We start from the raw sequence: 11,430 nt of genomic DNA on the forward strand, positions 1-11,430 counted from the left end.
TAATTTCTTATCTCCGCAAAGAAAACAATATTTGAATAAAAATATTTTCTTTACTCTGTACAAAATTATGTTTTCCCATTTAAGTTGAATACTTAATAATATTAATTCAATTTGTTTTACCATTCCTCAACACCTCTGTTTTCTTACTTTTCAAATCCCCTAGATTACAAACAACTGACCTTTATAGCCATTAATAAATAAGTCGTCAATTCCTTTGCCTGCTTCCTCTGGCCAAACATAAATAGCAAGCTCAATTCCATGCTCTTTAAGTAATGGCCTGGCTCCTTCAATACACTTCAAAACTGCTTTACCAACACTTTCTTCCTTCGTTTGAGCATCTGCATCAAAAGCTATAACCACACGATTAGGTTTCAATTTAATGGTAGGCTGCAATAAAAAACGCCATGAAGATACACCAGCTACCTGCAGATGCAAATCATCCGTAAAATCAGATGCTACATCTCCCTTTAATGGACCTTCTCCCCACCAAATGGTTGAGGTATCCATTACTTCCTTCACGCTTTGCCCAGGCCTCCATTTTTCCAAAATAGAAGTAGGAACAGCACAATGATAAGGAGCGGGATCTCCGCTGCTCGTCCCCTTTAAGATACCTTTCTCCAGGTCTGATTTCGATGCAAACCAACCATACCAGCGACGCTTAGAAATGATCTCTACTCCATCTGGAAGCACGACAGGCAACTGCTCCTCTTTTCCATCCCAAATAATTGTTCCGGTATCACCATCAACAATTTTGATTTCTTCAGCACCATGGATTTTAACATTTTCAACACCTTTAACCGCGATTTCAATTTGGGGCTTATCATAACGAAGCTGAAACCCCGCAATTTGATTGAAAATGTCACGGAATGGTATTAACAAGCCCGGCTTTCCACCGATCGTCCAATAATTACCCGTAGTTGTACCTTTAACGTACATGAAACCAGGTATGCCTTCAGGTTCACCGAACTCCTTATTAATTTTTGATGCTGCATAGTACCTGGCCTGTTTATTATCTGTGAGTGATCGATACTGGCGAGCTTCAATTTGACGATCATTCATTTTTCTTTTTTCCGAACTAAGATGACTTTTGTGGGCGGGTGTAATTGGAAATTCAATCATTAATCTCCTAAAATAACGATCAAGTATTGGAATTTCCTTCTTCGCGTTCTCCGGAATCATAGGAGGAGCTTGTCTAATCTTTGGAATTCCTGTATAACCGGTTGGTGTCCACTTACGTCCATCCTCGTATTCAATAAGGATACCCGCAATTTGAGCCACCTCTTTCACTGCTTCAACAAAATCTTTACCACTTGGAAAGGGGTTATTCCATTTGCGGTAACCGTAGTAGCTGATTGCATTACGACCTGATTCTGTTGAGCCAAATGCAGTCCACCTTCTCATGTCTGGAGTAATGCATAAACTGGGTGTTTTCTCTCCACCATTACGATAAGTGAAGTAATGACGTCCTTCTTTTTTTAAACGATCTCCCAACATTTCCGCAAAATCCGCTAAATCCAATTCCTCAATTTGATCCATTGTTCTTTGACTAATCCTCGACAATGCTATACATCTCCTTTTCGGGGTTTTAAAATAAACGCAAAAAAACCCTATGTGTAGAAGCTGTAGGCATAGCAATGCCGTACATACATCCACCCATAGGGTTTCACTCTTCGAGATAACGTTCAACTCAGTGGTTGACAAAAAAAAGATTACTCCTATATGGTAATTCACATCGTTAAAAAAATCAACCGTTGTTTTAAGAGTTTAAGAGAATGCTCAATCGTAATAGATTTTATGTTTAAGATCTAATCTCGATAGCTGGTGATGAGCTGTACAGGAATGAATTTCATTTAATAATTCCTCGGCAGTTTCAGTATCTCTTCGTATTATGCACTTTTCTATTTGATTGGAGTTACTATCTTGTAATTTTAATTGCCAACGACTATCCATATGTCCTTGCTCTACTCTTGTAAGTGAAATAACATTAAAAGTAAGATTGCCATCAAGCCAACTTGGATCGCTACAAACATCATCACAACCGAACTTGCATGTATTCAGGACATGAAAACCAAATTCATCGTGTAAATAATTGACTATTCTGTTATCTTGATTGCAGACATCACAATCTCCTATTGATAAGGATTCAGCTAGCTTTAGAGGGTCGTAAACATAAGTAAGAGTATACTCCCCATCAGCAAACAGATCACTTTTACAAAAAGGACATGTTTCTACAGGTAAGCCCTGCTTTACAAAACGAGGAATCGTTGAAATTTCACAATTTTCTAAAATGTTTAATGAATAATTCCTATCACTTTGCTTCTCTTCCAACCGATCACAACAAAAGCGCGATGAATTTAATAATTCTCTCATTTGATTTGGATAAATGGCAATTTCTAAATGCATGGATCTTGTACTTTTTATATTTTGAAAAGGTTCCTCAAATGAAGCTTCTTGCTGGTAGTCTATGTCCATTTCTAACTCTAGTTGATAGGCTTCTTCCATGGCAGCCAGCATCTCATCCTTTGTTAAAAAGACTTCATCTTCGATTGTGATTTCTGAATATGCAAGGTTAACTTCCTCTATATGAATATCTTCAGGTATTTCTTCTCGGTGCTCAATTTTAGCTTCGATTAGGTTATTATCCGAGTTCAAAATCACTTCATGCACACTAGTTATCCTTTGGAACCATTTAATTAATCGCTCTATTATCATACCTGCATCTATCTCCCCAATTCATAATAATAACTCGCTCAATACCATTCCGCCTCAAATCCAAAGGAAAAGGGCCCGAAGACCCTTGGTTATAAATTTTTTTATTTCATACTTTTTTGCAATCTTCCCCGAGGACGTGATCAGCAAATCTCTTAGATAGGACAACTTTCCCGCAAAGCGGACATTCCCTATCCCGTACATCACCATTAAATGGTACATGTCCAAGATCAGTAGAAAGTTGTATGTCTATATTTTCTTCCTCTTCCTCTTCCTCCTCAGGAATTTTAGTTAGCGTTACATAACCAAAACCAGCATCATCTAATTCCTCATCATTTTGGCATATTGGACATTTTACAGAAGATTGGTCCTCCAATGCTGCTTCGACTCCGAAAATGACGACACAACTGGAGCATTGATAGAAATGCATCTGTGGATAAAAATCCACAATAGGGGCACATCCGCTACAAAGATCTTGACTGCTATTTATCCAATGGCAAGCTCCAATGCACGCACTATTTTCAGTACATCCACAAACCTTACACTTACTTTCAATACACATTAGGTTTCCTCCATTTTTATGGTTTTTACAAGTCCTTAATTATCTTTAACAAGGCCCACCCTCAGTCCCTCGGAATGCACCAGCTGGAAACTCCCAGTCTTGGCCAAGAGGAACAAATACATCTTCGGGGTAAAATATACCCTTCATCACCTGTTCGAGCGCTAAGAGATTAGAATGATCAATACAAGAAACCGCATCTCCGATAAAAGTATTGATGTCCACTTTATTGTCGAGGGTGAAACCAAGCTCTTTTTCAGCATCGACAATTTGCTGAAATATACTGCCCTCTCCACTGCCATAAAGCTCTTTGACACCTGCCCATTGACTCGGTCCATTGAATATGCAAAGTGCGCATGAGACCCTATTCAAACCAACCCTATACAGGGGATTAGGATTGATGCGGAATCTCTTAATCTTTTCCCACACATCACGCAAAGACCAATCAATGAGCGGGCGCCACACATGCACGGTTCGATTATTTCTAGTTTCTGCATTTGTCCCATGTTTTTCACATTCATTATAAACGCGGCGATTATGGCTCTCGCCCCTTCTTTCACCACTAACCATCAGGATCTTGCAGTCCCGCTTTGTCTCCTCTGAGTGAATAATTGCAACATTACCTACCATAATTTTTAAATATGCTGAGCAAAACCTTGTGGATAAATCTGACACCTTAGCTGGCAGCTTCATCCGATAACCAATTTGCTTTAATTCATTAAAGCATGTTTCCAGCATATCCAAATTATCTTCCAGTTCAGCCTGCTCCATCAATGCTTTTAATTCGATTGTACGCTGCCATAATTTAGATTCTACTGTCGTAATGCCACCAGCATCTTCAAAAGAAACCGGGGCTGAGGATCCCAGACGAAACACCTCGGACCAGAAGCCACCTTCACGCCAGCTAAACCTAAGCCGGATACCCAAGGCTTTCGCAAAGGCTTTTGCGTAAGGAAGCGTCACAGGATGGTCCATTTTCTTATCCGAGCCTTTATCGATAAGATGATGCCACAATTCTATCTTATCTTTAGGTACACCTAGTTCAAGGAGGTGGAGTACACAACCTAGGCAATCCTTCCCTGAGCTGAATAAAACAATAATTTTTGAATAAGTTTCCAATGGTAAAAGATTAGCCAGATAATTTCTTTTATCGTGACTTGTCTCCGTTCTCCCTTTATATTGTGGCGATATCTGTATGTTATTTCCGTAGATGGGCTTGATCGGCCCGCCATAGATAACTTTAGTATTAATGGTACAATCGATGTCTCTTATTATTTCAGGTATATCCATTAATCCACCTGAATCAAAATCAAACTGCATACGGTATCCCATAATTTAGTAGTCCTCCCAGAGTAAAATTGCAAAATAAAAGGGCATCTGCAATTTGCAGTGCCCTCTTTTTCATTGTGTTATGGTGATTAATTCATTAAATTCGATTTGTTTAGGAATGATATGGTGATTATTGACTCTCCATAAAATTTCTTCATCAAGGACGGTTTCTAACTTTGCAGCTAATCGCATATCCCCAATAATTCGGCCGCAAGTGCTGCATTCACTTCGGGGGACACCAGTAAGTGTAAGAGTTAAATCCTGATCTCCCACATTTACCTCCCGCTCCTCATCTTTGTAGATGATTTTTAGTGAGGTGCTTCCACATAGGCAAGTAGACAATGGTTTAGGAATGCGGGTATCTTTTAAGACCAAGTCGCGAATATACTCGGCCATATTTCCTTTACTATGCATGACAGCCTTAAGTTCAATCATTCGTCTTTCCTCCCTGGTTAAACGAGTCTTCGGTAAGTCGAACGTACGCGGGTTCTCGGACTTGTGGCGGCCAGCTTTTTTATTTTGCATGGTCCATCTCCTTCAAAACGTTGTACGCTCATTATACCGTAGCTCAACAATTTTTGCACGTGCAAAAATTGTTTTGTTGATCAATATTACTTCCTTTAGAACCCGCCTCACTGCTCCCTGGTGTCACATAAACAAATCCGACGTGTATAATTTTCAGTCCACACCCATTCCTTTGATCTCGGATCATAGACCGTCGTAATTATCATGAAGTTTGGGTTACTTTCCAACATAGTAACAGATACATGCATCGGCCGGTATTGGCGCGCAGCTAATTTGATATTGTACCAAATCAGAAAGCCATACTCACCATTTTTAAAACGGCTTTCAATAATCTCACCTTTGAGTACAGCTTCGAGAACTTGGCTCTCTGAAAAAGCACGCCAAAGCACCCGAAATTCCGCGTGATCATCAAAAGCCAAATCTGCTATACCGAGCTCATAAGCATCTCTAAATTTATTTAATCGATTATTAGCTGTGTCAAGATGTCTCTCCATACGGGAAAAGCGTTCTTCTGAAACTTGTTTGCAACGTGATTCATTTTTGCAGTTCATCCCTGTCACCTCCTAAGTCTTTAGACCAAAGCCCGCTCCTCAGCTTGCAAAACTTTTTATTCCCTTATTCTCATAGGGATTAATACACCGAGTGTTTTAATCGCATCATCCGCCGGCCTAATGATCATAGGTGTAACTGGGCTTGTAAATGATAACCGCACTCGTTTTTGACTAATTACATTCAATGCGGCCAACAAATAGAAGACATCAAGAGCTATGCGCAATTCCTTCCCTTCAGTCTTGCAATCCTCCAAAACATCCATAACCTGCCCTACTTCTGCCTTACTAACAATTGTTATTTGATCATTATCTAAAGTAAAAATCGCCATTTTTTTGTCTTTTGCAAAAACCGCTGCTCGATTCAAGGCTCCTTCCAACTTATCCTTATCCAAAGTAGTCTCAATTTCAAATACACGAGGAATTAGCTTATCGGTATCAGGAAAAGGTTGATCCAGCACTTTTGTAATCAATTTGATACCTGGACCTGATATTGAAATAGCAGATTTAGATACTTCCATTTTTAAGGTCGCTTCAAATCCATCAAAAATACGTACAATCTCCTTGCAGGAAGCTATTGAAAGAGTTTCCTTGAAGGGAATTGATATCACATTTTCGATCAATGAACGTGACAAACGATTCCGATCCGTTGCCGTCAGCTTTAGATCTGTCTCACCAGCTTCGATTTGCATATTAACTCCAATTAGATTTTCTACTTTTGTTGCAGCAGCATACATCGTACTCCTAAATGAAGCTACTAAAGTTTGAGCAGGAATCGTAAATGTACTTGTTATCTCTTGGTCAAATGTGATCGATGGGTATTCTTTCGCGTCTAATATTGCAAGATCAAATTTTGCTGTTCCTGCTTCAATCAATAACAAATTTTCTGTTTTCATTGTGAGTTTCATCTCACCAGCGGGCAATTTACGAATAATTTCAGCAAATAACTTCGCCGGTACCGCAAATGAAGCATCATGTTCAGTTGAAAATAGGTCTCTTTCTCCTATGCATGTCGTTATGACACCATCTCCACCTGTAAACACTACATTTCCAGCTTTGACATCAATTTTCATGCAGCTAAGAATAGGAATGGTCGTGGTTGTAGAGCATGCTTCAGCAATGCTAGTTACCTTGTCCGTGAACCTTTTTACATCCTTTACAGTAAATTTAATCACTTTTGCTTTAACTGTTGTTTCCATACGAGCTTCATCTCCCTAAAATGGTGTTTTTAATTTCACATACACGCGCACAAAAAAAGCCCCGTGTCGGTGATCCTTTCTTGAAATAGACATATCTATCCCAAGGAATTCATACCGCCACTAGGGCTTTTATCTTCGAGTGTAACGATTAACAAGAGTTAATCAACATGAAATTATACATGTATATTTTAACATATGATCTTTAATGCTGGCAATCATTCTACCAATTAATTACTTAACTCGATATAAGGAATTCATAATTTTGAAGAGCCATATCCGTAATCGAAGGTTGAACAGAAGATTATTTCTGCCCATCCTTTTTTCGTTTTTAGTCACAACTGCTACCTCGTGGGCAAGCGAAAGCCAACCTACCTCCAAGCTTACTTTAGGTAAACAACGAAGCAAGGACCGCCGGAATCCCTAAAACACACTTTCTTGTTCGACCACTCATGTACTTGAGACTTTTACTTCCCGGTTGCCTGTTGCTTTCGTGCATGAAGGTTTGAGTGGGCAACTCCCACAGCTTGGACTCGGCAATGGTGATCGCGGATTTCATAGCCGCTTTCCGTTTTTTCAGGTCCAATTGTCGATCTGCTGTTGTCTGCCTGCTAAGCCTTGGATTTTTCCTTGTGGTAGGTGCTGTACTTGACGAACGCCTCCACCTGTTTGTCCTCCCCAGTAAGCGTAATCTCTTCCCCACCGTTTCCAACATCTGCAACGAGACTGCCAGGCAGTGCTAAAGCATCCTCCACCTTCTCTTAATGAGGCTTTAAGCAGCGCATACCCTTGGCAGGCTTTAGCCGATAATGAATTGCCGTTTAACCCAATTCTCTGCTCATTTCATTCAGCAGCACGGCTACCGTATGCGGCACGATCAGCCCGGCAATAATTTTCATACCACGATATACACCGTATCTCGTAACTAATATAGATAAAAATCGGTAATCCCTATTCCAGAAACACAAAAAAGCTCCAGGGATCACTAGCCGACAGGAACTTTATCCTTTCATTTTTCTGAGGTCTGGAATCTTAGGAATTCATAATTCACTTGTGTGGTTTTGGCTTTTCCCGAACCATTAATCCCTTTTGGGTTTTTTGGGCAAGTTTACAAAATTCAATTGCCAGTTCCTTGAGACTTTTTTGCTTCGTATTCATTATCAATCACTCCTAATAGATTATTATTGAAAAAGTGTATATATCCTCTCCCCCACTCATAACTTCTACTAAGGAGTGGTCAAGTGGTCAAGTGGTCCTGAGATAAACTCATAAATGAGCTCATAAAATGTAACAGGGGGGAATATGGGTGTTCATAAATCAAATTATAGAAGAAGCAAGAAATCAAAATGTTCATAAGAAGGTGAAGGATCCATTAAAGAAAGAGAGAAAGACTCGTTCGGATAAACTTCATGACATACGATTTCCGGTAACTCCAGATGAACGAATGAGGTTAAGGCGCATTGGAAAGCATTTGAAATTGACCGAGACTGCTTGCTGCACACATCTATTAATGTTAGCCTTGCAACTGCGAGAGCAGAGAATACCCAGTTACCCATATGAAGACACAAGAAGGTATATGCATGTTAAACCTACAGAAGAATGGTACAAGATCATTGCAGAATTAGCAATCCATTATGATGTTTCTGAGCGTCAAATGGTCTACCGCTTGATCCACTTTTCATTAGAAATTCCATTCAAGGAGGATAGTATTTAATATGTTAAAACACGAGGCAACAAAGCTTCCGTTAATTTCAGATACGCCCCATATTGAGGACCATAAGAATCTAACTTGGCAGCTAATATCCTCTTTATTTGGATCGAAGACTGAAAAGCCACTATAATACGAAGAAATATTAGTTAAAATCCCATTCGCTGAATATTCGCGACTAGGTGTGTTTTTAGATGATATTTACGATGCGACAGAAGGAGAATGTTCAATTACATTCAACGGACTCACTTCCATTCTATTAGCCGATTTTCTTAAACAGATTAGCATTGGGCTTCCATTAGCGAGTTTAGCAAATACGCTGCAGGCGAAGCAAGATAAATACCTGAAGTCTATTCAAAGTGATTTAAAACAAACATCACAGAACAGGTGGGTTTTAGTTGAAAGCAAGATTTCCCAGCCGCGGCAGAAATACAAAATAATTTCATTTCATATCCATCCAAAGGCAATGCGTAGAATGAACTTTCTATTATTGGATTTGAATCTTAATGATCCCAACTTTTTTATGACCGTTGAAGAGATAGTCACGATTTTGCTTCGGGATATAGTTCATGAAATCCGAACGAAAGACCATAGAGAGATTATGGGCGTATTCATTGATAGACTATCGGAATGAATCATTACTATTAGCCATTGTTTCTAGATAATTTAGGTTTATACGTGCTGCCCTTAATTTTTTTTATTTAAGATATCATTGATAGTTTTTTTAGCTTTAGCCATACTTTGATCATGCTGCTCTACTTTTTTCATTATTTCTTCTAACTGCTCTTTGTAAGAGGGAAGCCGGTTAAAGTCGCCTTTAATCAATTGTCCTTTTCTTTCTTTCAATAGAATCACTACTTTCTGAGATTTAATAAACCCAGTATGGTCTAATGAATAACATATTAAACTACTAAAAGATAATATCAAAAGCGAGGAAAGGAGTAAAACACCTTTCCTCGCTTAATTTTAACTAATACATTAAGCTCGAACCTTTCACATGATTCAATAAAGTTCTTTTGTTCTTTAATAGTTTCATCCATTTTTCACTAAGTAAATCGTATTTGTTCAACTTGATCGCGAAGGATAGAATGTTTCTTTGATGAGTATCATCCAGATTCCGCAATTGGTTTTGCATTTCTTACAAAACCGAAGAGGCGGATAAAAACGGAACTCACTCCGTGTCTCTTGTTGTCTGTAACTGTTCAGCAATCATGCTGCAAATTTGGAATATAAAGTTATCTTTCTTGTAGATCCGAATAATTTCTTGACTTATAATTAGGGAGAAGGACTACTTGAGCAGGGGGATGAAGAGTTGAAAAATCATGTTTGGGTCAATGACCGTTTGCTGCAAACGAATAAAAGTTTTTCTGCTTTAAAATTGAAGCAACGGGAATGGATTGCTACCTTACTCCGTGAGAAAAGCATAACGCAGATGCAAAAACAGCGTCGAATGCTTTCACGCCTAGAAAGGGAACAAGTGTTAGAGGAGACGCTGACCGAGATTAAAAAAAAGGGAATTTGGATTCCCGATCATGAAGTTCGATGGTACTATATTAAAAAGGTTAACCGCTACTATAGCACCTACTTGAAACATTCGTTGTATGAGAAGCAATTTCACGAATCAGAAAACAGCGCCATCCGGGTAAGAGAGCAACCAAATGACTGACAAAAACTATCCCCGTTTTTTCTTAAGTAGCTTATCCTTAAGCAAATCAACTAAGTATTTTAAAATATTTATTTCTTCGTTTGTAAATGGTGCGTCATTTCCCTGAATGAATTCATACAATTGAATATAGGCTGGAAATATTTGATTACCACTTATTTGATCAATACAAGTTTCTACACAGTGTTTTTGTGCACTCTTTACTAAACCTAATAAATATTTAGGTAAGTTATTCATTTTAGGTAGATCATCTAATTTTAACATGGCTATCAGGAACAATAAATGGTTCAACACTTCTGAATCATTTAGTGGTTGTGAGAAGTTATCACTGGTCATTAGATGGTCTAATATGTTCTTGCGCTTAAGCTTACTGGAGTCCTTGGGTTCCAGAAACTCCATCTTTAGTATATTTTCGATTTCATTCAAGCGTTCATAATGAAAAGCATGCGCATCAACCGGAAGAGATTTTTTACAAATATCCAAAGTAAAAAGAAGATCATCTAATTTACTCATTCCTTAGGACTCCCCTATTCATCAAAATACATTATGGAACAGCATCAATCGTTAAGTTGGTCTCTATCCCAAAGAGGAATGCTTGGTGCATCCGATTTATACATACCATATTTTCAATCTTTATCCATTCTACGCCCACAAGCAGTACAACCTATCAGGAAAGTTTTGATAATATCAAAGTTCGAGTGTTTATCTTGTGTTGAGTCCTTGTCAGTGTAGGGGTTCATAAAGATTTTTTCGATCAGAGGGGGCTCGCCAGCTTCCTTAAAAGTAAGATAAAGAGAATATGCCCGCTGTTGATTGCATGTGTAGAGTATTGGTCACGCTTCAGTCGGACGAACACGGAGCATTTTCTTGCTTTTAACCCATACCCCTCAGCAACGTGCGTCGATCATGTTCGAACTCGAAAAATCTAGAGAGGAATCTACTTAACCTTACTCTTAACCAGTTCGTTGACTACGTTTTATTGTCTTTTTTAAAATACGCTCTACGTCTTTCATAATCTTTTCCTGTTTCTCACGTAATGAAGGAAATGCATCTTCACCCAAACGGGATTTGCTCCCGATCAACTTTCCATCTTCTCTTCTCACTGACACTACCCCTTTTGGCTAAATAGTATACCTTACGAAATTAACGCTCAAGGGTACACATGTAAAATAAAACCCAACAACAAGTGTTGG

At 38.8% G+C, this 11,430-nt stretch carries 15 protein-coding genes; 3 read left to right on the forward strand and 12 right to left on the reverse strand.

The window, feature by feature from the left end; all coding sequences use genetic code 11:
- Nucleotides 1-159: 159 nt before the first annotated feature.
- The 9 genes from G9U52_RS26280 to G9U52_RS26320 all read right to left on the reverse strand — a co-directional run bounded on the left by G9U52_RS26280 (nt 160) and on the right by G9U52_RS26320 (nt 7,852).
- On the reverse strand, nt 160-1,536 hold the full coding sequence (locus tag G9U52_RS26280) for a DUF3854 domain-containing protein (protein ID WP_166153622.1): 1,377 nt from the start codon (nt 1,534-1,536) through the stop codon (nt 160-162).
- Between the two features lie 240 nt (nt 1,537-1,776).
- The gene (locus G9U52_RS26285; protein ID WP_166153430.1) at nt 1,777-2,712 is read right to left on the reverse strand and encodes a hypothetical protein; all 936 of its coding nucleotides are present in this window, start codon (nt 2,710-2,712) and stop codon (nt 1,777-1,779) included.
- 106 nt (nt 2,713-2,818) lie between these two features.
- The gene (locus tag G9U52_RS26290; RefSeq protein ID WP_166153431.1) at nt 2,819-3,271 is read right to left on the reverse strand and encodes a hypothetical protein; all 453 of its coding nucleotides are present in this window, start codon (nt 3,269-3,271) and stop codon (nt 2,819-2,821) included.
- Between the two features lie 45 nt (nt 3,272-3,316).
- Nucleotides 3,317-4,600: a phosphoadenosine phosphosulfate reductase domain-containing protein gene (locus tag G9U52_RS26295; protein WP_207953206.1), complete on the reverse strand. Its 1,284-nt coding sequence runs from the start codon at nt 4,598-4,600 to the stop codon at nt 3,317-3,319.
- Between the two features lie 69 nt (nt 4,601-4,669).
- Entirely contained in the window at nt 4,670-5,122 is a 453-nt protein-coding gene (locus tag G9U52_RS26300; RefSeq protein ID WP_166153623.1) for a hypothetical protein, read from the reverse strand.
- Between the two features lie 107 nt (nt 5,123-5,229).
- Nucleotides 5,230-5,673 (reverse strand): DUF4258 domain-containing protein, encoded by a 444-nt coding sequence (locus G9U52_RS26305; RefSeq protein WP_166153624.1) that lies wholly within the window; start codon nt 5,671-5,673, stop codon nt 5,230-5,232.
- A gap of 56 nt (nt 5,674-5,729) precedes the next feature.
- Nucleotides 5,730-6,869 carry a DNA polymerase III subunit beta gene (gene dnaN / locus G9U52_RS26310; protein WP_166153625.1) on the reverse strand — a complete coding sequence of 380 codons (1,140 nt, stop codon included), beginning with the start codon at nt 6,867-6,869 and terminating at the stop codon, nt 5,730-5,732.
- A gap of 608 nt (nt 6,870-7,477) precedes the next feature.
- A complete protein-coding gene (locus G9U52_RS26315) occupies nt 7,478-7,621 on the reverse strand; it encodes a hypothetical protein (protein WP_166153626.1) in 144 nt (47 codons plus the stop codon).
- Between the two features lie 66 nt (nt 7,622-7,687).
- On the reverse strand, nt 7,688-7,852 hold the full coding sequence (locus G9U52_RS26320; protein ID WP_207953207.1) for a hypothetical protein: 165 nt from the start codon (nt 7,850-7,852) through the stop codon (nt 7,688-7,690).
- A gap of 320 nt (nt 7,853-8,172) precedes the next feature.
- On the opposite strand from G9U52_RS26320, the gene G9U52_RS26325 reads away from it, so the two are divergent.
- On the forward strand, nt 8,173-8,580 hold the full coding sequence (locus G9U52_RS26325; protein ID WP_166153628.1) for a hypothetical protein: 408 nt from the start codon (nt 8,173-8,175) through the stop codon (nt 8,578-8,580).
- Between the two features lie 178 nt (nt 8,581-8,758).
- Nucleotides 8,759-9,208 (forward strand): hypothetical protein, encoded by a 450-nt coding sequence (locus G9U52_RS26330; protein ID WP_166153629.1) that lies wholly within the window; start codon nt 8,759-8,761, stop codon nt 9,206-9,208.
- 53 nt (nt 9,209-9,261) lie between these two features.
- On the opposite strand, the gene G9U52_RS26335 is transcribed toward G9U52_RS26330, so the two are convergent.
- The gene (locus G9U52_RS26335) at nt 9,262-9,420 is read right to left on the reverse strand and encodes a hypothetical protein (protein WP_166153630.1); all 159 of its coding nucleotides are present in this window, start codon (nt 9,418-9,420) and stop codon (nt 9,262-9,264) included.
- Nucleotides 9,421-9,886: 466 nt separating this feature from the next.
- On the opposite strand from G9U52_RS26335, the gene G9U52_RS26340 reads away from it, so the two are divergent.
- Nucleotides 9,887-10,240, forward strand: a complete 354-nt coding sequence (locus G9U52_RS26340) for a hypothetical protein (RefSeq protein ID WP_166153631.1) — start codon at nt 9,887-9,889, stop codon at nt 10,238-10,240.
- A 6-nt stretch (nt 10,241-10,246) separates the two neighbouring features.
- Here G9U52_RS26340 and G9U52_RS26345 read toward each other — a convergent pair whose 3' ends face one another.
- Nucleotides 10,247-10,750, reverse strand: a complete 504-nt coding sequence (locus G9U52_RS26345; protein WP_166153632.1) for a hypothetical protein — start codon at nt 10,748-10,750, stop codon at nt 10,247-10,249.
- Between the two features lie 440 nt (nt 10,751-11,190).
- The gene (locus G9U52_RS26350) at nt 11,191-11,340 is read right to left on the reverse strand and encodes a hypothetical protein (protein ID WP_166153633.1); all 150 of its coding nucleotides are present in this window, start codon (nt 11,338-11,340) and stop codon (nt 11,191-11,193) included.
- Between the last annotated feature and the right edge of the window lie 90 nt (nt 11,341-11,430).

It is taken from the genome of Paenibacillus agricola (genome assembly GCF_011440305.1).
Classification (GTDB): Bacteria; Bacillota; Bacilli; order Paenibacillales; family NBRC-103111; genus Paenibacillus_S; species Paenibacillus_S agricola.

Excerpts from the sequence above, each read along its gene's own strand:
- G9U52_RS26280 (WP_166153622.1), bottom strand. The coding sequence starts at position 1,536 with ATGGATCAAATTGAGGAATTGGATTTAGCGGATTTTGCGGAAATGTTG.
- G9U52_RS26285 (WP_166153430.1), bottom strand. The coding sequence starts at position 2,712 with ATGATAATAGAGCGATTAATTAAATGGTTCCAAAGGATAACTAGTGTG.
- G9U52_RS26290 (WP_166153431.1), bottom strand. The coding sequence starts at position 3,271 with ATGTGTATTGAAAGTAAGTGTAAGGTTTGTGGATGTACTGAAAATAGT.
- G9U52_RS26295 (WP_207953206.1), bottom strand. The coding sequence starts at position 4,600 with ATGGGATACCGTATGCAGTTTGATTTTGATTCAGGTGGATTAATGGAT.
- G9U52_RS26300 (WP_166153623.1), bottom strand. The coding sequence starts at position 5,122 with ATGCAAAATAAAAAAGCTGGCCGCCACAAGTCCGAGAACCCGCGTACG.
- G9U52_RS26305 (WP_166153624.1), bottom strand. The coding sequence starts at position 5,673 with ATGAACTGCAAAAATGAATCACGTTGCAAACAAGTTTCAGAAGAACGC.
- dnaN (WP_166153625.1), bottom strand. The coding sequence starts at position 6,869 with ATGGAAACAACAGTTAAAGCAAAAGTGATTAAATTTACTGTAAAGGAT.
- G9U52_RS26345 (WP_166153632.1), bottom strand. The coding sequence starts at position 10,750 with ATGAGTAAATTAGATGATCTTCTTTTTACTTTGGATATTTGTAAAAAA.